Annotated in this window: 12 protein-coding genes; 9 read left to right on the plus strand and 3 right to left on the minus strand. The window is 47.3% G+C overall.

The window, feature by feature from the left end:
• The first annotated feature begins 13 nt into the window (after positions 1 to 13).
• The 4 genes from H7F27_RS05055 to H7F27_RS05070 are packed head-to-tail and all read left to right on the plus strand — an operon-like array spanning position 14 to position 9,975.
• Positions 14 to 1,633: a (2,3-dihydroxybenzoyl)adenylate synthase gene (locus tag H7F27_RS05055; RefSeq protein WP_101860012.1), complete on the plus strand. Its 1,620-nt coding sequence runs from the start codon at positions 14 to 16 to the stop codon at positions 1,631 to 1,633.
• Between the two features lie 25 nt (positions 1,634 to 1,658).
• Positions 1,659 to 2,594, plus strand: coding sequence for an isochorismatase (locus tag H7F27_RS05060; protein WP_024122704.1), 936 nt, complete (start codon positions 1,659 to 1,661; stop codon positions 2,592 to 2,594).
• Between the two features lie 18 nt (positions 2,595 to 2,612).
• Positions 2,613 to 9,752, plus strand: a complete 7,140-nt coding sequence (locus H7F27_RS05065) for an amino acid adenylation domain-containing protein (protein ID WP_185848671.1) — start codon at positions 2,613 to 2,615, stop codon at positions 9,750 to 9,752.
• Between the two features lie 13 nt (positions 9,753 to 9,765).
• Positions 9,766 to 9,975: an MbtH family protein gene (locus H7F27_RS05070; RefSeq protein WP_044158967.1), complete on the plus strand. Its 210-nt coding sequence runs from the start codon at positions 9,766 to 9,768 to the stop codon at positions 9,973 to 9,975.
• Positions 9,976 to 10,027: 52 nt separating this feature from the next.
• On the opposite strand, the gene H7F27_RS05075 is transcribed toward H7F27_RS05070, so the two are convergent.
• The 3 genes from H7F27_RS05075 to H7F27_RS05085 all read right to left on the minus strand — a co-directional run bounded on the left by H7F27_RS05075 (position 10,028) and on the right by H7F27_RS05085 (position 13,280).
• Entirely contained in the window at positions 10,028 to 10,705 is a 678-nt protein-coding gene (locus H7F27_RS05075) for a YukJ family protein (RefSeq protein WP_101860014.1), read from the minus strand.
• A 113-nt stretch (positions 10,706 to 10,818) separates the two neighbouring features.
• A complete protein-coding gene (ald, locus tag H7F27_RS05080) occupies positions 10,819 to 11,955 on the minus strand; it encodes an alanine dehydrogenase (protein WP_101860015.1) in 1,137 nt (378 codons plus the stop codon).
• Positions 11,956 to 12,056: 101 nt separating this feature from the next.
• Positions 12,057 to 13,280 (minus strand): sporulation transcriptional activator AdeR, encoded by a 1,224-nt coding sequence (locus H7F27_RS05085; protein WP_185848928.1) that lies wholly within the window; start codon positions 13,278 to 13,280, stop codon positions 12,057 to 12,059.
• A gap of 506 nt (positions 13,281 to 13,786) precedes the next feature.
• Here H7F27_RS05085 and H7F27_RS05090 point away from each other — a divergent pair.
• The 5 genes from H7F27_RS05090 to esaA all read left to right on the plus strand — a co-directional run bounded on the left by H7F27_RS05090 (position 13,787) and on the right by esaA (position 23,510).
• On the plus strand, positions 13,787 to 14,080 hold the full coding sequence (locus H7F27_RS05090) for a WXG100 family type VII secretion target (RefSeq protein WP_003220661.1): 294 nt from the start codon (positions 13,787 to 13,789) through the stop codon (positions 14,078 to 14,080).
• Between the two features lie 69 nt (positions 14,081 to 14,149).
• Complete coding sequence (yukD, locus tag H7F27_RS05095) at positions 14,150 to 14,389, plus strand: ESX secretion system protein YukD (RefSeq protein ID WP_010331710.1); 240 nt, start codon at positions 14,150 to 14,152, stop codon at positions 14,387 to 14,389.
• A 14-nt stretch (positions 14,390 to 14,403) separates the two neighbouring features.
• Complete coding sequence (gene essB, locus H7F27_RS05100; protein ID WP_185848672.1) at positions 14,404 to 15,759, plus strand: type VII secretion protein EssB; 1,356 nt, start codon at positions 14,404 to 14,406, stop codon at positions 15,757 to 15,759.
• Between the two features lie 60 nt (positions 15,760 to 15,819).
• Entirely contained in the window at positions 15,820 to 20,307 is a 4,488-nt protein-coding gene (gene essC, locus H7F27_RS05105) for a type VII secretion protein EssC (protein WP_024122697.1), read from the plus strand.
• Positions 20,304 to 23,510 (plus strand): type VII secretion protein EsaA, encoded by a 3,207-nt coding sequence (gene esaA / locus H7F27_RS05110; protein WP_024122696.1) that lies wholly within the window; start codon positions 20,304 to 20,306, stop codon positions 23,508 to 23,510. The genes essC and esaA overlap by 4 nt, the downstream gene beginning before the upstream one ends.
• The last annotated feature ends 21 nt before the right edge of the window (positions 23,511 to 23,531 follow it).

Raw genomic sequence — 23,531 nt, forward strand, 5'->3', positions numbered from 1 at the left:
GGAGGGAAACAGCATGCTGAATGGATTTACGCCTTGGCCCAAGGAGTTTGCGGAAAAGTACCGGGAGAACGGGTGCTGGGCCGGTGAGACTTTTGGAGATATGTTAAGAGACAGGGCTGCCAAACATGGCGATCGTATCGCGATTACATGCGGGGACACCCATTGGAGCTATCAAGAGCTTGACACAAGGGCTGACCGTCTGGCAGGCGGATTGCAGAAGCTCGGTATTAAACAAATGGATCGTGTAGTGGTGCAGCTGCCGAATATCGCGGAGTTTTTCGAAGTCATCTTTGCGCTTTTTCGGCTGGGGGCGCTCCCGGTCTTTGCACTGCCCTCTCATCGAAGCAGTGAGATTACATATTTTTGCGAGTTTGCTGAAGCGGAGGCTTATATCATCCCCGATTCTCATTCGGGATTTGACTACCGCACACTTGCCAGACAGGTTCAAAGCAAGCTGCCGTCCTTGAAACACATCATTGTCGCAGGTGAGGCGGAGGAATTCCAGCCGCTTGAGGCATTGCATACAGAACCTGGCGAGCTGCCTGAAGTAAAATCTTCGGATGTGGCGTTTCTCCAGCTTTCTGGCGGAAGCACCGGCTTATCGAAACTGATACCGCGAACCCACGATGACTATATATACAGCCTGCGGATGAGTGCGGAGGTTTGCTGGCTTGATCACAGCACTGTGTACTTGGCCGCATTGCCGATGGCGCACAATTATCCGCTGAGCTCACCCGGGGTGCTAGGCGTATTATACGCTGGAGGAAAAGTGGTTTTATCTCCTTCTCCGAGTCCGGACGACTCGTTCCCTTTAATTGAACGGGAACAGGTGACAATAACAGCTCTTGTCCCGCCGCTTGCAATGGTATGGATGGACGCTGCTTCCTCACGAGATGACGATTTATCAAGCCTTCAAGTGCTACAGGTAGGCGGCGCGAAATTCAGCGCTGAAGCCGCGCGCAAAGTGAAATCTGTATTCGGCTGCACCTTGCAGCAGGTCTTCGGAATGGCAGAAGGGCTCGTTAATTATACAAGGCTTGATGACCCCGAGGAAGTTATTGTCAATACCCAAGGTAAGCCGATGTCTTCTTACGATGAAATACGTGTGTGGGATGATCAGGACCGTGACGTGAAACCTGGTGAAACGGGGCACCTGCTGACACGGGGACCGTATACGATCCGGGGATACTATAAGGCTGATGAGCACAATGCGGCTTCGTTTACCGAGGACGGCTTTTACCGCACTGGCGATCTAGTGAGACTGACACCCGACGGTTATGTTGTCGTGGAAGGACGGGCAAAGGATCAAATCAACCGCGGCGGAGAAAAAGTGGCGGCTGAAGAGGTTGAAAATCATCTTCTGGCACATCCGGCTGTGCATGATGCGGCAATGGTCTCAATGCCTGACCAATTTCTTGGTGAAAGATCATGTGTTTTCATTATTCCCCGGGATCAAGCGCCGAAAGCCGCAGAACTCAAAGCTTTTCTAAGAGAGCGCGGGCTTGCAGCATATAAAATTCCAGACCGGATCGAATTTGTTGAGTCCTTCCCGCAGACAGGGGTAGGAAAGGTAAGCAAAAAGGCGCTTCGCGAAGCGATCGCCGAAAAACTTCTTGCAGGTTCGAAAAAATAGAAACGATTTGAAAGGGAGTGTTCAAATGGCTATTCCTGCCATTCAGCCGTATCAAATGCCGACAGCGTCTGATATGCCAACAAACAAAGTATCATGGGTGCCTGATCCAAATCGGGCAGTCTTCTTAATACACGATATGCAAAACTATTTTGTCGACGCGTTTACAGCAGGAGCGTCTCCGGTAACAGAGCTTTCAGCAAATATACGCAAGCTGAAGGATCAATGTGTTCAGCTCGGAATACCTGTTGTCTACACAGCGCAGCCCGGCAGTCAAAATCCGGAGGACCGGGCGTTGCTGACTGATTTTTGGGGACCTGGATTAAGCAGCGGTCCTTACGAGGAAAAAATTGTGGCCGAGCTTGCACCGGAAGACGATGATCTCGTATTGACAAAATGGAGATACAGCGCATTTAAGAGAACGAATCTGCTTGAGATCATGCGTGAACAGGGGCGCGATCAGCTGATCATCTCCGGGATTTATGCTCATATTGGCTGTCTCGTTACAGCATGTGAAGCGTTTATGGAGGATATCGAAGCATTTTTTGTTGCTGATGCAGTTGCGGACTTTTCTCGGGACAAGCATAAAATGGCGCTTGACTATGCGGCTGGGCGCTGTGCGTTTACGCTGATGACCGACAGCTTGCTTGATCAGCTGAAACATACGCCTTCTGCGGCTCAAAAGCCATCAGAAAAAGCTGAAAAACATATATTTACCTGCGAGAGTATCCGAACACAAATTGCTGAGCTTCTTCAAGAATCGCCTGATGATATTGCAGATAATGAAGACTTACTGAATAGGGGACTTGATTCTGTAAGGATCATGACATTAGTTGAACAATGGCGCCGTGAAGGAGCCGAGGTGACATTCGTCGAACTGGCTGAACGGCCGACAATAGAAGAATGGCAGAAATTGCTTTCAAGCCGCATTGAGAGAGTGCTGCCAAACGCGGACTATTTATAAAAGGAGGTAAAAAAACGGATGCCTGATACAAAAGATCTTCAATATTCTTTAACCGGAGCGCAAACCGGTATTTGGTTTGCTCAGCAGCTTGATCCGGATAATCCAATCTACAATACAGCCGAATATATAGAAATCAACGGCCCAATCGACATTTCTCTTTTTGAAGAAGCTTTACGGCACGTGATAAAAGAAGCGGAATCACTTCATGTCCGCTTTGGTGAAGATATGGACGGGCCTTGGCAGATGATGAATCCATCACCGGATGTACAGCTCCAAGTCATTGACGTCAGCTCTGAGCCTGATCCGGAAAAGACAGCTTTACACTGGATGAAAGCTGATTTGGCAAAGCCGGTCGATTTACAGCATGACCCATTGTTCCGCGAAGCTTTGTTTAAAGCCGGGCCACAGCGTTTCTTTTGGTATCAGCGCATTCACCATATAGCGATCGACGGCTTTGGGTTTTCTCTGATCGCTCAGCGGGTTGCACATGCTTATACAGCACTTGCAGGAGGGCGGTCCGCTGATGATCGTTCCTTCGGCTCTTTGCAGGATATTTTGGAGGAGGACGCAGCGTACCGCTCGTCTGAAACATATGAAGAGGATCGGCAATTCTGGCTGAATCGTTTTGCGGACAAGCCTGAAGTTGTCAGTTTAGCAGAACGGGCGCCGAGAACCTCAAAAAGCTTTCTGCGCCAGACTGCTTATTTGCCGCCATCAGATGTAAACGCGCTGAAAGAGGCGGCGCGCTATTACGCCGGAAGCTGGCATGAAGTCGTGATTGCGGTATCAGCTGCTTATGTGCACCGTATGACCGGCTCTGAGGATGTTGTGCTCGGACTGCCTATGATGGGACGGATGGGATCGGCATCCCTGAATGTTCCGGCTATGGTGATGAATCTTCTCCCGCTGAGGCTGTCTGTGAGTCCTTCGATGAGCTTTTCTGAGCTTGTGCTGCAAATTTCCCGGGAAATCCGCAGTATCCGGCAGCATCATAAATACCGCCATGAGGAACTGCGGCGGGACCTGAAACTAATAGGAGAAAATCATAGATTATTTGGCCCGCAAATTAATCTTATGCCTTTCGATTACGGTCTCGACTTTGCCGGAGCCCGGGGAACGACGCACAATCTGTCAGCCGGTCCTGTTGATGATTTGTCGATAAATGTCTATGACAGAACAGACGGAAGCGGGCTGCGAATTGATGTGGATGCCAATCCTGAAGTATACAGTGAGTCAGAAATAAAGGTCCATCAGCAGCGGATCTTACAGCTTTTACAAACGGCGTCAGCCGGTGAGGACATGCTGATTGGGCAAATGGAATTTCTTTTGCCTGCAGAAAAAGCACGGGTCATAAGCGAATGGAATCAGACAGCAAAATCCGAGCAGCTGCTCAGCTTTCCGGATATGTTTCAGGAGCAGGCTGACCGTTCCCCTGAACGTATCGCCCTGATTTGCGATCACAGTCAATTAAGCTATCAAGAGCTGAATGAACAAGCAAACCGCCTCGCGCATCTTTTGATAGAAAAAGGGCTTGGGCCGGAGCAGTTTGTCGCCTTGGCCCTGCCGCGGTCTTCCGAAATGGTAGCTGCAATGCTGGCCGTACTAAAGACTGGTGCTGCTTATCTTCCGCTTGATCCGGAGTTTCCTGCCGACAGAATTTCATACATGCTGAAGGATGCAAAGCCATCATGCATTATAACGACTGAGGAAATTGCAGATACTCTGCCTGACGATCTAACGGCACCGCAGCTTGTGCTGGATCTGCCTGTGACAAAAGAGATTGTGAAGCGTTATTCTGCCGACAACCCAAATGTACATGTATCTCTTGCTCATCCGGCGTATATTATTTATACATCGGGATCAACAGGAAGGCCAAAGGGTGTTGTTGTCACGCTGAAAAGTTTAAGTAATTTTCTGCTGTCTATGCAGGAGACATTTTCTCTCAATGAACAAGACAGGCTGCTGGCTGTGACGACTGTCGCTTTTGATATTTCTGCTTTAGAATTATTCCTCCCGCTTATCAGCGGAGCGAGTATTGTTGTTGCTCAAAAAGAAACAACCCGTGAGCCGCAGGCATTAGCTAAAATGATTGAATATTTTGATATAACAATTATGCAGGCAACGCCGACCCTGTGGCATGCGTTGGTCACAAACGAACCTGAGAAACTTCGGGAGCTCAGGGTGCTTGTCGGGGGAGAGGCGCTTCCGAGCGGGCTTTTGGAGGCCCTGCAGGCGCTTGATTGTCCAGTGACTAATTTATACGGTCCTACTGAAACAACCATTTGGTCTGCGGCAGCTTTTCTCGAAAAAGGAGTACAGGGTGTGCCTCCGATCGGAAAGCCGATTTGGAATACGCAGGTATATGTGCTCGATAATAGTTTGCAGCCCGTCCCGCCAGGCATTGTTGGAGAGCTCTATATTGCGGGAACCGGATTGGCCCGCGGATATTTAGGGCGCCCTGATTTAACGGCGGAGCGCTTTGTTGCTGATCCGTACGGACCGCCGGGCACACGGATGTACCGGACCGGAGATCAGGCCCGCTGGCGTGCGGATGGGTCTCTGGATTACATCGGGCGTGCCGATCATCAAATCAAGATTCGCGGTTTCCGCATTGAGCTTGGAGAAATTGATGCCGTGCTTGCTAAACATCCTCAAATGAAACAGGCTGCGGTTGTCGTTCGAGAGGACCAGCCGGGAGATAAACGATTGGTGGCGTATCTGGTCGTTTCTTCAGCTCTAGATATTGCTGAGCTTCGCCGTTATGTCGGTGCCAGCCTGCCTGATTATATGGTGCCTGCGGCATTTGTGGAGATCGATGAACTGCCATTAACACCTAACGGCAAGCTTGACCGGAAAGCATTGCCGGCACCTGATTTTGGGGCGTCTGTCACTGATCGGGGACCGCGAACGCCTCAAGAAGAGATACTGTGTGATCTGTTTGCGGAGGTTCTAGGTCTTGCACGCGTAGGCATCGATGACAGTTTCTTCGAGCTGGGCGGCCATTCTCTCCTTGCTGCCCGTTTGATGAGCCGTATTCGTGAGACGATGGGAGCTGAGCTGGGCATCGCCAAGCTCTTTGACGAACCGACAGTTGCCGGACTTGCTGCACATCTTGATCAGGTGCAGAGTGTCCGTCCCGCTTTGCAAAGAGCTGAACGTCCTGAGAACATTCCGCTTTCTTTTGCACAGCGCCGGCTATGGTTCCTCCATTGTCTGGAAGGGCCAAGTCCTACATATAATATCCCGGTTGCCGTCCGTCTTTCAGGTGAACTGAACCAAGAAGCGCTGCAAGCGGCCCTATATGATCTCATCAGCCGCCATGAAAGCCTTCGGACCATTTTCCCTGAATCACAGGGGACATCTTATCAGCGCATTTTGGACGCCGATCAAGCCCGTCCTGATTTATATGTTACAGAAATGAAGAAAGAGGAGCTTTCTGAGAGGCTTGCCGATGCTGCTCGCTACAGCTTTGACCTTGCAGCTGAACCTGCTTTCCGGGCCGAGCTTTTTGTTATCGGTCCCGACGAGTACGTGCTGCTGCTGCTCGTGCACCATATTGTCGGAGACGGATGGTCATTGACTCCTCTGACTCGTGATCTGGCTGCTGCTTATACCGCCCGCTGTCACGGGAGAGCTCCCGAATGGACACCGCTTGCTGTGCAGTATGCGGATTATGCGCTCTGGCAGCAAAGTCTGCTCGGAAGCGAGCATGATCCAGACAGTTTGATTGCCGGTCAGCTTGCTTTCTGGAAAGATAGACTGAAAGATTTGCCCGATCAGCTCGAACTGCCAACCGATTATTCACGACCTGCTGAGCCGAGTCATCAAGGAGATACAATCCATTTCCATATAGACTCAGAGCTTCACAGCCGATTGCTGGAGCTGGCCCGTGCCAATAGAGTAAGTCTGTTTATGGTGCTTCAATCAGGACTTGCCGCCTTGCTGACAAGGCTCGGAGCTGGAACTGATATTCCGATTGGAAGCCCGATTGCGGGGCGGAATGACGATGCGCTTAGTGATCTTGTGGGACTGTTTATCAATACATTGGTGCTCAGAACAGACACCTCTGGTGATCCGAGTTTCCGTGAGCTTCTTGACAGAGTGCGGGAAGTGAATCTGGCAGCCTATGAAAATCAGGATCTGCCGTTTGAGAGACTTGTAGAGGTGCTCAATCCTGCTCGCTCCCGGGCGACGCATCCATTATTCCAAGTCATGCTCGCGTTCCAGAACACACCTGACGCAGAGCTGAGCCTGCCTGGTACAGAAAGCAGCCTGCGCATTCACAGCGTAGGATCTGCCAAATTTGATTTAACATTAGAAATCAGTGAAAGCCGTCTTGATGACGGGACACCAAATGGACTGGAAGGACTGCTTGAGTACAGCACCGATCTATTTAAACGGGAAACTATTCAAGCCCTTGCTGATCGCCTTCTGCGGCTGCTTGAGGCTGCCGAGGCTGATCCTGATCAGGAAATCGGAAGACTGGATATTCTTGCACCAGAGGAACGCAGTATCACGGTAACGGATTGGCAAAGTGTTTCTGAAAAGATTCCGCAAGCGTGTCTTCCGGAGCTGTTTGAGAAGCAAGCTGCGCTGAGCCCTGATTCCATTGCAGTCGTTTATGAAGATAAAGCAATGAGCTATATGGAGCTGAATGAAAGGGCGAACCGGCTTGCCAGGCTGCTGATCAGCAAAGGCGTCGGACCGGAGCAATTTGTGGCATTAGCTTTGCCTCGCTCATTGGATATGACTGTTAGCCTGTTAGCGGTACTAAAAGCGGGAGCTGCATACCTGCCGCTTGATCCGGACTATCCGGCTGACCGAATCGCTTTTATGCTGAGCGATGCGCGGCCTGCGTTTATCATCACGAGCTCACAGGCGGAAAATCAAATCCCGCCTGCAGAAAATGTGCAGAACATTGTGCTGGATGATCCGGAATTACGCGAGAAACTAAAAACATACAGCCCTTTGAATCCGGATAATACGGACAGGATTCGCCCGCTGTCACCTTACAGCACGGCTTATGTTATTTATACATCCGGATCAACAGGCGTTCCAAAAGGCGTCATGATTCCTCACCAAAATGTGACGAGGTTATTTGGAGCGACCGATCACTGGTTCCATTTCGGTTCAGACGACGTATGGACAATGTTCCATTCCTACGCGTTTGACTTTTCTGTTTGGGAGATTTGGGGACCTTTGCTGCACGGCGGCCGCCTTGTTATCGTGCCTCATGACATCAGCAGATCTCCGGAAGCGTTTCTGCGTCTGCTGGTAAAAGAGGGTGTGACTGTTTTGAACCAGACACCATCAGCGTTCTATCAGTTTATGCAGGCGGAAAGGGAGCAGCCTGACCTCGGACAGGCGCTCAGCCTTCGATATGTTGTTTTTGGCGGAGAAGCGCTTGAACTCAGCCGTTTAGAGGATTGGTATCATCGCCACCCTGAAAAGGCGCCGAAACTGATCAATATGTATGGTATTACTGAAACAACAGTGCACGTCAGCTATATCGAATTAGACCGGAATATTGCAGCTTTAAGAGCAAACAGCCTGATCGGCTGCGGAATTCCCGATCTTGGGGTGTATGTGCTGGACGAGCGTTTACAGCCGGTTCCGCCGGGTGTGGCTGGAGAACTGTATGTGTCAGGCGCCGGATTGGCCCGAGGCTATTTAGGACGGCCCGGTTTAACGGCGGAACGCTTCATCGCTGACCCGTTCGGGCCTCCGGGCACACGGATGTACCGCACGGGAGATGTAGCCCGCAGGCGTGCTGACGGTTCTCTCGATTATATCGGCCGTGCCGATCATCAAGTGAAAATCCGGGGCTTCCGGATTGAACTGGGAGAAATTGAAGCTGCGCTTGTTCAGCATTCACAGCTGGAAGACGCGGCAGTGATCGTTCGTGAGGACCAGCCGGGAGATAAACGTTTGGCAGCTTATGTCATACCTTCCTCGGAAGAAACATTTGATACGGCGGGACTGCGCAGGTATGCTGCTGAAAGACTGCCAGATTACATGGTGCCTTCAGCCTTTGTGACGATGAAAGAATTGCCGCTGACGCCGAATGGAAAGCTTGACCGTAAAGCGCTGCCTGCTCCAGATTTTGCTGCTGCGGTGACAGGTCGCGGGCCGAGAACCCCGCAAGAAGAAATCCTTTGTGACTTGTTTATGGAAGTGCTTCATTTGCCGCGTGTCGGTATTGATGACCGTTTCTTCGATTTGGGCGGACATTCCCTGCTCGCAGTTCAGCTGATGAGCCGCATACGTGAAGCGCTCGGGGTTGAACTCAGCATCGGCAATCTATTTGAAGCGCCGACTGTGGCAGGGCTTGCCGAAAGACTGGAGATGGGCTCAAGCCAAAGCGCTCTTGATGTTTTGCTGCCGCTCCGAACAAGCGGAGACCGGCTTCCGTTGTTTTGCGTACATCCGGCGGGCGGACTTAGCTGGTGTTATGCCGGACTGATGACATCTTTAGGAACAGATTATCCCATCTATGGACTGCAAGCACGGGGAATTGGACAGCAGGAGGTGCTTCCGAAAACACTCGATGACATGGCTGCCGACTATATAGAACAGATTCGGACGATCCAGCCGAAAGGGCCGTACCATTTGCTTGGCTGGTCCTTAGGCGGAAATGTCGTTCAAGCAATGGCAACACAGCTGCAAAAGCAAGGGGAAGACGTTTCTCTATTGGTTATGCTGGACGCCTACCCAAACCACTTTCTTCCTATAAAAGAGGCACCGGATGATGAGGAAGCGCTTATTGCCCTCCTCGCGTTAGGCGGGTACGACCCAGACAGCTTAGGAGATAAACCGCTTGATTTTGAAACAGCCATTGAGATTCTGCGGCGAGACGGAAGCGCACTTGCCAGTCTGGACGAATCGGTCATTTTGAATCTAAAGAATACGTACGTCAATTCTGTCGGCATTTTAGGTTCATATGCACCGAAAACCTTCCGTGGAAATGTTCTGTTTTTCAGATCAACTATCATTCCTGAATGGTTTGACCCGATTGAACCTGATTCGTGGAAGCCTTATATTGACGGACAAATTGAACAAATCGACATTGACTGCCGCCATAAAGATCTCTGTCAGCCGGAACCGCTCGCAGTCATCGGCCGGGTTCTGGCGGCTAAATTGGAAGAAATGAATCAATAAAGGAGGAAAAGCAATGGCAAATCCTTTTGAAAATGCGGATGGCATATACCTTGTTCTCATCAATGAAGAGGGCCAATATTCCTTGTGGCCCGGCTTTATCGATGTGCCGAGCGGCTGGACAGTCGTTCATGAACAAAAAGGGCGTGAGGCTTGTCTGGACTACATCCAATCACATTGGAGCGATATGAGGCCGAACAGCCTAAAGCCTGTCGAAAATGTCTAAATGCATTGACGGTAAAAAAAAGAGACTGCAGCAGGCAGTCTCTTTTTCTATCTTACGCAGACGTTTGGGTATGATCGCAATCTCTGACCGGGTTCCCGTTTTCATCCGTACACCATGACTGGGATAAGAACGCCAAAAACACAGCCGCCCACTGATCGGCAAATTGAATCAGAATACCTCCGTCATGCCAAGAGCCGTTGTCTTTTTTCCAGCGGGTATCCAGCGCATTGCCTTGATTCATGTGGATATTGTGCATACCGTTTGTCGGGGTAAAGCCGAATATTTTATCTGCCGCCTGTTCAGGTCCAAATTTTGATCCAAATATATAAACCGGCGCTTTTTCTTCTTTCGCTTTCTTCATATACGTTTCAATAAAGTCATTTAAATCATTATCAGGCCCCGTGATTTCATGAGGCAAAGGCTTCATTTCCCGCGGATCAAAAAGATTGCCCCGCACATAATCCAGGGCTACTTCACGGTTTTCGTCATTGATCTTCGTATATCCATACGGCATGTTCGGAAGAATGGTAATTGAGCTCGAATCAAACTGATCATCAGCTAAATACAATACTTCTGATTCCTCAGAACTGGACATGACATTGATGGCGCACCTGTAATACGTATTCTCTTCACCGAGCATCTTCACTTGGAAATGAGGACTGTCATCATCTGTTTCCCGCTTCATATCTAAGACAACGCCTTTTAACACGCCATATTGCTGAACAGCCATATGAATCCTCCTTTATGATCAAGTTCTTCGTTTTAATTCGAGACATCATTTCCATTTTCCTTTTTAAAAGATAAAAAAAGCCTGCAGAAATTTTTCTGCAAGCTCCATATGAATTAAGCGCCCGCCACAGATGATTCATCGTGTAAGGCTTTCTCGGCAGGGACATATTCGTATCCTAAATCTTTGGCAACCGCCTCATAGGTCACGTGGTTGTTTGCTGTGTTTAATCCCGCTCTTAGTGCCGCATTGTCCGCGAGAGCTTGTGCTGCCCCTTTGTTTGCGATTTGCAGCGCATATGGAACCGTGACGTTCGTTAAAGCAATTGTTGAAGTGCGAGGCACCGCGCCCGGCATGTTCGCAACAGCATAGTGAACGACGCCGTGTTTTTCATATGTCGGCTGATCGTGTGTCGTAATGTGGTCGACAGTTTCGACGATGCCGCCTTGGTCAATTGCAACGTCCACAATCACTGAACCAGGCTTCATTTGTTTCACCATTTCCTCTGTGACAAGCGTCGGAGCTTTAGCACCAGGGATTAACACGGCGCAAATGAGAAGGTCCGCTTCGGCTACCGAGTCGGCGATATTGACCGGGTTAGAAATTAACGTTTTAATTTGATGGCCGAATATATCATCAAGCTGACGCAGGCGATCCGCGTTTAAGTCGATGATTGTCACATCTGCACCCAGGCCGACAGCCATTTTCGCCGCGTTGGTTCCGACTACACCCCCACCGATAATGGTTACCTTTCCGCGGGCAACGCCAGGCACTCCGGCAAGGAGGATTCCTTTTCCGCCTTTAGGTTTCTCTAGGAACTGCGCTCCGATTTGCGCTGCCATTCTGCCTGCCACCTCGGACATCGGTGTAAGCAGAGGCAATGTCCGTCCCTCACTTACCGTTTCATACGCGATCGCTGTGACGCCATTATCCTTCAGTGCCTGTGCAAGCTCCGGTTCAGCCGCTAAGTGGAGGTAAGTAAACAGTACAAGCCCTTTCCGGAAGTATGCATATTCTTCCGGAAGCGGTTCTTTGACCTTCATGACCATTTCAGCGTCCCAGACCTGTTTCGGATCAGCAATGATTTCCGCTCCTGCTGACTCATAAGCTTCATTTTCAAAGCCGCTTCCAAGGCCTGCGCCTGATTCAACCAGCACGCGGTGACCGTTTGAAACGAGCTGTGAAACACCCCCAGGCGTCAATGCGACACGGTTTTCATTGTTTTTTATCTCTTTAGGAACCCCAATGATCATATCTATTTCCTCCCGTATATGTGATATGTTCAGTGTAGCTTGATTTTTTGGAAAATTCTTTGTTTGAAAAAGAAAATAAAAAAACAAGGGTTTGTGAAATTTCACAAACTCTTGTTTCGAAGTTTGATATCCAAATATATAGTAAACTTTTGATTCACATTTTTTAAATCGATCTCAGCGATCTGGCTGATTCGCTTCAGCCGGTAATTCAATGTATTAACGTGAATATTCAAGAGCTTAGAGGCGGTATTGACATTGCTGTCGGCTTCAATAAAACGTTCGAGCGTTTCGACCATATTGGACTGGTGATCCCGGTCGTACTGCTCGAGTTTTGAAAGGGAGTAGTTGAAATATCCCGTTTGCTTCCGTTTCTCATCTAACACGTCCAAGTATTGATAGATGCCTAATTCTGAAAAACTGAAAAGATGCTTGGTTTCTTCAGCAAACCGTTCCTTTGCTTTTAATACGGACAATGCTTCCTGGTATGAACGGCAGACAAACGAAATGGAGTTGTATATTCCGCCAATTGCAATAGAAGCATCCTCTATTTTATAACGTTCCCTCAGCTGCCTTTGCGTGCTGAAAGCAAACTGTTTTAAATCTTGAAAAGGACGATCTGTTTTTGGCGCGGTTAAAATGATAAGTTCATTGGAATCAACGGTTGTCAGCAGAGCATGAACCTGCTGGGTCGTTTCCTGCAGATAATGAAGCTGCTGTTCTGTTTTTTCGGTCAGCTCGCCGTTTACCCGGATGATCATCACGGAAAATTCAGAGGGAACGACCATTCCAAGCTTGTTAAACCCATCCGTCATGTCCTGTTCTTGATAGATGTGTCCGGTCAGCATTTTCCAGAAAAATTCTTGGCTGCGCTCCTCATTTTTCGTTTTTCGGATTTGGAGCTTAAGCAGCTTGTTTCTGACTGCATTAGCCGCCATTTTTAATGTCAGCAGATCATCATCCGACAGTGTTTTTTGAATTTCAAGCGCCCAAATAAACCCCAGCACCTGGTTGTTCTTCCAAATAGAAATCGCGACGCGGTTGCTTAGTCCGACTTCGTCAATTTCCTTCACTCTGATCGGCTGGTCCGTTTTTAGCAGCGCGGGAATCGTCCCGTCTTTCCACAATTTGTTAATAACCTTCTCCGGCACTCTTCTGCCAATGATCGTAGACGTCCGTGCAGGATCAGTACAATCGCTGTGGGTGCTGTAGGCTAGCAGTTTGTGGTTCACATCTTCAATGGTGATCGGACATTGCAGCACTTCACTGATATGGTCAGCCACATCTTCCAGTCTGTCAAAACTGTATTTAAACGGATCCTTTGGCATGGTCATCATTATCCCTACTTTTCCATCCTTTTATTCTTTGCTCTCTTTGACATCAAATCGTCTTGCTTTTATTATGATTGTTCTTGTTTGTGAAAATCAACAACAAAGAATGGCAGTATAATAGAAGTGAAAAACACTTTTTAAATATAATGAGATACATATTCTGTCTTGGGCGGTGAACAGACTGATGAATATTTCTGAAAACTGAACCTTTCAGAGATGGTGCTGTAGCATCAAATTTTCTGAAAGGTTTTTTTTGGGAGTTAGAGAATCATTTGGGTCTTTTGGATTATTTGGAGAAGGTGACATGGATTAAGAAAATAAACCTATTTGTTTAACAAAATATGTAATTTTTAAGAGGCGAGAGGTAAACCATTGGACTCATTTTGTAAAATTAAAACATATTTGTTTGACTGTACCGAAAAACTGTTTTTATAATAATTACGTTCTAAAAATAAGTGAATTAGCCCATATTTAGGCTGATGGCACAGGAGGTAATGAGGAATATGGCAGGATTAATTCGTGTCACACCCGAAGAGCTAAGAGCGATGGCGAAGCAATATGGCGTTGAAAGCCAAGAAGTATTAAATCAGGTTGATCGTTTAAACCGAATGATCTCTGATTTAAAAAGCATGTGGGAAGGTGCTTCTAGCGAAGCGTTCGCAGATCAATACGAGCAGCTCAAACCTTCATTTATCAAAATGTCAGATTTGCTTCAAGATGTAAACCAGCAGCTTGATCAAACAGCAAATACTCTTGAGTCTACTGACCAAGACATCGCAAATCAAATCCGCGGATAACAGTATGAAAGGGAAGGAGCGCCTGATTCACCAGAAGACGGCGCTCTTTCTATGTAAGGGTGAATGAACATGTATATTGATATTACGATAGATTTGAAACATTATAACGGAAGTGTCTTCGATCTCAGATTGTCAGATTACCACCCGGTGAAAAAAGTCATTGACATCGCTTGGCAGGCCCAAAGCGTTTCCATACCTCCGCGCGAAGGGCACTGGATCAGAGTGGTCAATAAGGATACGGTGTTTTCTGGAGAATGCAAGCTATCTGATTGCGGCATTACAAGCGGAGACCGGCTTGAAATATTATGAAAGGATCTGGTTGAATGTCAGGTGAACAAACATCATATTTAGAAAATCAATTAGAAGCTGCTTCTCAGAAAACGGAAGACGGCTATACATTTACCTTTCAACGGGAAAAAATAAAGCTTCTGGACGGTCTCGAAGCGAACGTGATCAAGGATATAAATCCATTTTTTCATAAAGAGATCGATGTGACGGAAGACGAAGTGATCATCACAATACAACCTCCTCCCTCCTATAAAGAATTTCGCTTGATAAAAGCTAAAGATAAAAAAAGCAAATGGCAGTTTGCCTATCAGCTTGTTCAGTCTGTACAGCAGCACAAGTTATCAAGGCTGCATTTGATTGTGGCCCCGGAAAACATTGTATTCGATAAAGGGCTGACCCCATATTTTCTTCATTACGGCGTAAAAGAAAGCATTCCGCCTTACGAGCATGATGAGGAAAGAGTCTGGCAGGAGCTGAAAGCCGCAGCGGCTTTGGCAGTCGACGGCGCTTTTGCATTTGAGGACTATTTGAAATTCAATGAAACGCTGACATTCTCTCCGGAGGCAAAAGCGATATTGGACGCGAAGTCCTATGATGAACTGCTCGAGCTGATTCAGACACATATCGATGAGCTCGAAGCCAAAGCAAAAACATACATACATATCCCGAAAAAGAAGTGGAACATCCAAAGATATATCGGCCTGGGACTCATTGTGTTGCTTGTGCCGGCTCTGATTTATTCGATGTATGCCTTATTTTTCGCGCAGCCGAAGCATCAGGCGATTGTGGAAAGCAACCGCGCTTTCTTGAACAAGCAGTACAGCGGGGTCATCAACACGCTGGCTAAATATGATGCGGAAAGCCTGCCTGAATCAGTGCAGTATCAGCTTGCAATGTCTTATGTTGAGGTTGAAAAATTAGGCGACACTCAAAAGAAACAAATTGAAAATAATCTGGTCACGCTGCAATCAGATCCACAGCACTTTCTTTATTGGATAGACATAGGGAGAGGCGAGAATAAAGAAGCCATTAGTATCGGAAGAAAGCTGGAGTATAACCCGTATATAGGGCTGGGGCTGATCCGATATAAGGCTGAGATATTAGCAGATGACAGTATGAAAGATGATGAAAAGCAAAAAGAATTGGATACGGTACAAAGCGAGATCGACCAAATTACCAAACAAATGAAAGAACAAAAAGAAGAAGCGATAACAGACACGGCAGAAACTGATACAGCCAGCCAAGCCGCTGAAGAACAATCAGATAAAGAAAAGCAGCAAGCTGAAGAGAAAGCGGCAGAAGAAAAAGCCGCAGCCGAGGAAAAAGCGAAAAAAGAAGAACAAGAGAAAAAAGAGAAAGAAAAGAAAGATGAGAAAAAAGATGACAAATAAAGTGAAACATGAAGTTCAGGTCATCGCACGCCGTATTTCGGCCGTTAGGGGGTTCGCCATTTGAGTCTATTATGGGTTTTCTATCAGCAAAACGTCCAAAAACTAAAACTGTCTGATCTCCCGGCGTCCCAGCCGGTGACCATAGGGCCTGATGTGAAGGATTCCATTACGATCGGTACCATTCCGTTTGAGAACGGAGTGATTTCTCTTCAAAGGAAGGAATCCGGCGGCCAGTACGATGTTTTCCTGGGAAATGATTGCCTGGGCAGTCTTGAAACTGATACATCATTTTCTCTTCAAACGGATCAGCAGGATATATGTCTGTTTTTAATTGCCGGCAAACCTGAAAAATCCGTTTATTTTACAGGAAACAGAGACGAAATGACATGTTCCTCAGAAAAGACAGATGCAGATATCTATCTGAACCCGAATGATTTTGCTTTTGCGGAGCAAAGCACATTTTCATTACTGCATATCGGCGAGAAATGGTCGATTCTCCCAAAAAGCGGAAATGTGTTCTTGAACGGAGAGAAGGTAATAGGTGCTGCACCGCTCAAGCCGGGGGATGAAATATTCTGGAACTTTACGCAAATGAGAGTAACTGAACAAGACCTCTTAGAAATCGTTCATTACACACCGCTTGAAACAGTGTTAACCAAAACCGTCAAACCAAGCACAGAAATGCAGAAGAAATATCCGCAGTACAGAAGAACGCCGCGGATGGTGTACGATTTGCCAGATGACCGTGTGTCCTTCAGTTTTCCCTCTCAGGAGAGCGATCAAACCAATAGAGGGCTGTGGCTCGTCATCCTGCCTCCGCTTGTGATGCTGATCGTGATGGGCGTTGTCGCTATCATCCAGCCGCGAGGCATATTTATACTCGTATCACTGGCAATGTTTATGATGACCCTTATTACCTCGACCGTTCAATATTTCCGGGATAAAAACCAGCGGAAAAAACGCGAGGAAAAGCGGGAGCGCGTGTATAAGCTTTACTTAGATAATAAGAGAAAAGAGCTTCAGGCGCTTGCTGAAAAGCAAAAGCAGGTTCTTGACTTTCATTTTCCTTCTTTTGAACAAATGAAATACTTAACAAGTGAAATCAGTGACCGAATTTGGGAAAAGTCGCTCGAAAGCAAGGATTATCTCCAGGTTCGGCTCGGGACCGGAACAGTTCCTGCAAGCTATGAAATCAATATGAGCGGCGGAGACTTGGCGAACCGTGATATTGATGACCTTATGGAGAAATCGCAGCACATGCAGCGTGTCTATAAGGACATTCGCAATGCGCCGGTTACGGTCGATTTGGCGGAGGGGCCGATGGGTCTTGTCGGAAAATCGCAGATTGTTAAGAATGAGATTCACCAGCTGATCGGCCAGCTTTCGTTTTTCAACAGCTATCACGATTTGCGCTTCGTCTTTATTTTTCATGAAGAGGAGTATAAAGACTGGGAGTGGATGAAGTGGCTTCCGCAATTTCAAATGCCCCATATTTATGCGAAAGGCTTTATTTATAATGAACAAACGCGTGACCAGCTCCTGTCCTCACTTTATGAATTGATCAGAGAGCGCGATCTCGAAGATGACAAAGAAAAACTGCAGTTTAAACCGCATTTTGTATTTGTCATAACGAATCAGCAGCTGATTTCAGAGCACGTCATTCTTGAATATTTAGAAGGGCAGCATGAGCAGCTGGGCATCTCTACAATTGTCGCCGCGGAAACAAAGGAAAGTTTATCAGAAAACATTACGACCCTTGTCCGCTATATCAACGAAAATGAAGGCGACATTTTAATACAAAAGAAAAAAGCAGTAAGAATTCCGTTCCGGCTCGATCATCATCAGCGCGAGGACAACGAACGGTTTTCACGCACGCTTCGCACGCTGAATCACCAGGTGGGCATTACGAACTCCATTCCGGAAATGGTCTCGTTCCTGGAGCTTTTCCATGCGAAGGAAGTAAAAGAAATCGGAATCCAGCAAAGGTGGCTGACGAGTGAATCGTCGAAGTCGCTGTCGGTGCCGATCGGCTATAAAGGGAAGGATGACATTGTGCATCTGAACCTTCACGAAAAAGCCCATGGTCCGCACGGTTTGCTTGCGGGGACGACAGGTTCGGGGAAAAGTGAATTTCTCCAGACCTACATCTTGTCACTTGCGGTGCATTTTCACCCGCATGAAGCGGCTTTCTTATTAATTGACTATAAAGGCGGAGGAATGGCGCAGCCGTTCCGCAATATTCCCCACCTGCTCGGCACGATCACCAATATTGAAGGCAGTCAAAACTTCAGTATGCGTGCGCTCGCTTCGATTAAAAGCGAGCTGAAAAAAAGGCAGCGTCTGTTTGATCAATATCAAGTCAATCACATCAATGACTATACAAAGCTGTACAAGCAGGGGAAAGCAGAAGTAGCAATGCCGCACTTATTCTTAATTTCTGATGAGTTTGCAGAGCTGAAAAGCGAAGAGCCTGATTTTATCAGAGAGCTTGTCAGTGCTGCACGTATCGGCCGAAGCCTTGGCGTACATTTGATTTTGGCGACACAGAAGCCGGGCGGTATCATCGACGACCAAATCTGGAGTAACTCGCGCTTTAAAGTAGCGCTTAAAGTTCAGGATGCCACCGATAGTAAAGAGATTTTGAAAAACAGCGATGCCGCGAACATCACGGTTACCGGACGCGGTTATTTGCAGGTCGGAAACAATGAAGTGTACGAGCTGTTCCAATCCGCCTGGAGCGGGGCCCCTTACTTAGAGGAAGTTTACGGAACAGAGGATGAAATCGCGATTGTCACGGATACCGGCCTGATACCGCTTTCTGAGGTCGACACGGAAGAAATGGCGAAAAAAGAGGTTCAGTCAGAAATCGAAGCAGTGGTTGACGAAATCGAACGCATTCAAGAGGAAATGGGAATCGAGAAGCTGCCGAGCCCTTGGCTGCCGCCGCTTGCGGAACGTATCCCGCGCACCCTTTTCCCATCAGAAGAAAAGGACCATTTCCACTTTGCTTATGTTGATGAACCTGATCTGCAAAGACAGGCGCCGATTGCTTATAAAATGATGGAAGACGGAAATATCGGCATTTTCGGCTCCTCAGGCTATGGGAAATCGATTGCAGCGGCAACATTCCTGATGAGTTTTGCAGACGTCTACACACCTGAAGAGCTTCATGTCTATATCTTTGATTTCGGGAACGGAACGCTCCTGCCATTAGCGAAGCTGCCGCACACGGCGGATTACTTCCTGATGGATCAGTCGAGAAAAATTGAAAAGTTCATGATCCGGATCAAAGAGGAAATCGACCGCCGAAAACGTCTGTTCCGTGAAAAAGAAATCAGCCATATCAAAATGTACAATGCGCTGAGCGAAGAAGAGCTTCCATTCATTTTCATCACAATCGACAACTTTGATATCGTCAAGGATGAGATGCATGAGCTTGAATCGGAATTTGTCCAGCTTTCCAGAGACGGACAAAGCTTGGGGATTTACTTTATGCTGACGGCAACGCGCGTAAATGCCGTCCGCCAGTCGCTCTTGAACAACCTGAAAACAAAGGTTGTCCATTATCTGATGGATCAATCTGAGGGATATTCCATTTACGGACGGCCGAAGTTCAGCCTTGAGCCGATCCCGGGGCGCGTGATCATTCAAAAAGAAGAGCTTTATTTCGCCCAAATGTTCCTGCCTGTTGAAGCAGAGGATGATATCGGCATGTTCAACGAGCTGAAAGCAGAAGTGCAGGTTCTTCAGGATCGCTATGCTTCACTTCAGCAGCCGGCTCCGATTCCGATGCTGCCGGAAAGCCTGTCGACGAGAGAGTTTTCTCTCCGCTTCAAGCTGGAACGCAAGCCTTTATCTGTGCCGATCGGGCTTCATGAAGAAACCGTCAGCCCGGTGTACTTTGACTTGGCTAAGCACAAGCATTGCCTGATATTAGGGCAGACACAGCGAGGAAAAACAAACGTCTTAAAAGTGATGCTTGAGCATCTGCTTGATGATGAAACGGAAATGATCGGTTTGTTTGACTCGATCGACCGCGGTTTATCCAAATATGCAAAAGAAACAGATGTCGCATATATGGAAACAAAAGATGATATTGAGCAGTGGATTGAAACAGCAGAAGACATTTTTAAAACAAGAGAAGCAATGTATGTAGAAGCCGTTCGCCAGGGAGACACACAAAGCCTGCGATTCTCTCAAGTGGTTCTGATGATTGACGGAATTACGAGATTCCAGCAGACGATCGATACGAGAATTCAAGACCGCTTGGCGAACTTTATGAAATCTTACGCGCATCTTGGCTTCAGCTTTATTCCGGCAGGCAATCACAGTGAGTTCTCCAAAGGCTATGATTCCCTGACGACTGAGATGAAGCAAATCAGACACGCTATCCTGCTGATGAAAAAATCTGAACAAAATGTCATTCCTCTTCCGTACCAAAGACAGGAGCCGGAGATTCAGCCGGGCTTCGGATATGTTGTGGAAAACGGGAAGGAGCAAAAAGTTCAAATTCCTTTATGTTCTGCTGAAAGGGAGAGTGCTAGATGACAGAACAACGAAAAAACTTGATCAAGTTAATATCAGCCGTCATCATTATTTTGCTGCTGCCGGTTTTGTTTTTCCGGTTCATCGGGGAAGATCCGGCGAAAAAAGCAGCCAATTCCACGCGGCAAATCGCAGTGGTGAATGAAGACACAGGCGTATTGAGTGATGAGGTGAAAGCGGACGATGAAGATGATCAATCCGCCCAGTTCGGTAAGGAAGTAGCTGCCGTTCTGGGGGAACGTCCTGATTATTCTTGGACGGTCGTGAACCGAAGTGCAGCCGAAACAGGCCTGAAATCGAAAAAATACGATGCGATCGTCTACATTCCCTCAGATTTCTCAAAAAACATTTTGAGCTATGACAAAGAGCGTCCTCAAAAAGCCACGCTTGAGTTCAGCATTCAAGATAACCTGAATGCGGTCAACAAAGAAAAAGTGCAGCGTGAGCTTGAAGATGCCCAGAAAACAATGAACAAAAAAATGTCGGCCTTATATTGGAACTTTGTCTCACAAAAAGTGGACAATATCAGAGGAGAGTTTGACAAGATCGTCAATAAAGAATCTGAATTCCAAAATGTCATGTACAATTTCTACAAACCAAGCTCTAACGATTTGGCAGGTGAAATCAAACGCCAGAAAGACCTAATCGATGAGCTGAAGAAATCAATGAATGAAGCCCAAGGCACGACAAAAGAAAAAGCATCGACAGCGGAGGAAGCAAAAAACACGCTGAAAGACTTCGTTGATACAGTTGAACGATACAAAGAATATCAAGAAAATCAAAAAAAGCTGCTATTGGCAGCCCAGGATTCAACTCAGCAGCAAATCCAGACAGGATTGGATGCCATTTCAGCACAGCAAAAGGCCAATCAGTTCAGCGAGCAGATGAGCGGCCTGTCAACAGGGATCAGCCAAGTGAAAACACAGCTTGGACAAACCAGCACAGTTCTGGCAGGCGCCCAGCAAATCAGGGAAGGCCAAGTGCCTCAGCAGGAACTTGGTATGGCGAAGATACAAAGCAATTTAATCGATCAGTATCAAGCCGTATCAAGACAGGCTGCATTAAACCAAGTATACGGACTGCTTGTTGAAGCGCGCGAGGCGCTCACTGTTGCGAAAGGTGACCCGCAGCCTGATGGAGATAATGGTTCAGATGATGAAGATAAAGACCCGAACGAAGAAAACCCTGAAGAACTGAAAATCGATCTTGAAAAACAGCGTGAAGAATTGAAAAGCATTGCCGCTGACATTCAGGACATTTCAGACAATTTAAAGGAGCCTGAAAAAGAGGAGCCGGCGCCAGAGAACCCGTCCCCTGAAAACCCGGATCATCCTGATGATGGAAGCAACCCAAATCCTGATGACGGAAGCAGCCCAAATCCTGATGATACACAGGGAGACACCGGAAACAATGATAACAGCAGTGATACCGGGAAAGACGGACAAACGGACGGCAATAATCAGGATCAAGACCAGCAGCAGGGAACAGACGGTCAGGAGCATAACGGAGATGCCTCCAATGGTGAGTCAGACAGCGGACAAACCGAAACGGGCACATCTGCCGAACAGACTGCTTCATCTGACTCTGCCCTTCAATTTATCCAGCTGGCAAACGAAGACGAAGGCACGACTCAGCCTGGAAATGAAGATCAACCAGGAAACGATGATATTTCTGATATCGCAAAAGCGAAAGAACAGCTCAGCAAAGCGTCAGAACGAATTAAGCAAATCGAAGAAGAGCTCAAAGAAAAAGAAACTGCCCATAATGATGAGCTGAATAAGAAATTAGAAGAACTTAAAGAGCAAATGGATGGGCTTAATGATGAAATTGATGACTTGAAAGACCAAGTGGAAAAACTCGAAACGAAACTTGAAAATCTCGAAGCGAAACGGCAGAAGGAGTTCGAAGGGATTTACAGAGCGATTCGCGAGCTGGAAAATAAAGATCAGCTTCAATTTCCAGGAGAAATCAATACAGAAAGCATCTCCGCTTTAATGAGATACTATAAATATTTATCTGTGTACGACTCTGTATTATCCGGAACGGTTGACAGCACTGCAAAAACCAATGTCATTGACGGCCAGCAGGGCAACGTCAAATCAGTCCTAGCCATCAAACCGGAAGAATCAGCAAGCTGGGAAGATCTCAAAAACAACATGATGCAAACCGATGAAGACATCGACAATTTCATCAATGGCATGACCGAGTTTGCAGACAACTACGGCAGCTATATCCGTGATTCTCAAGCCGGTGTTCTCGACGAACTGACGAAAATCTCTGAGAGTGCGTCTAAAGCGTCAGAACAGCTTGTAACCGGTGCAGCGCAGGAATCTGCAACGTTCAATAATGATGGTCTGTCAGGCACAATGGCACTGAGCGTGCAAGATACGGTCGGCCAGGAAGTGCTGCAAATGTCAGACATGATGGGTTCATTATCGGAACGCCAGTCAGGCATTATTGATTACACAACCAACATGCAGCAAAGCGTAAATGATGTACAGACGAAAGCTGACACATTAAACAACAACTGGGGTAAAAATGTTGCTTCCACGAAGCTTGTACGCAGTGACGTATACGGCATTCTGGGCAATACATTAGTAGACGGCCAAAACAACGGCTATGTATATGATTACTTGGCAAATCCGCTTAAAATCAGCGGTCAGGTTCCGGAAGAAAAAATTCAGACGGTGCCGCCGGTTGTCATCCTGGTTATTATTTTGATCAGCAGTCTGTTAATCGGATATTTCAGCTCGTATTATCAAAATGCGCCGCTGCTCGTCAAAGGAGCGCTTTTCGGAATTCTGAATATCCTTGTCGGCTTGATGATCAGCTTGTTCGGTTTGAATATTTATTCACTGCCGGACGATCAGACGATTAAGTGGTCTGTGTTTACGATTTTATTGCTGGTCGCAAGCTCTGCCTTTATCCGGGCGGCATTCCGGTTCGGGTCAATTCCTGGATGGGTTGCTTCAGCGGCAATGATTTTATTCTATGTTGCGCCGCTTATTGATTTAATTATGCCAAACTTCACATTTGAAGATCCGGTGTCGAAGGTATATATCGACATCCAGTACGGAACAGGGCATTTGTTTACAATGGGAATATCGGTTCTGCTGATCATTACGTTGATTGCAGCGGCTCTGCCGCTTGTCATTCGCTTGATAGCAGAAAAAACAGCGGAAAGCGATGAAACGTATGAAGCGTAATCGCAGCTTGGAAAAGGGGAT

The sequence above is a fragment of the Bacillus sp. PAMC26543 genome, from assembly GCF_014250375.1.
Taxonomy (GTDB): Bacteria; Bacillota; Bacilli; order Bacillales; family Bacillaceae; genus Bacillus; species Bacillus halotolerans.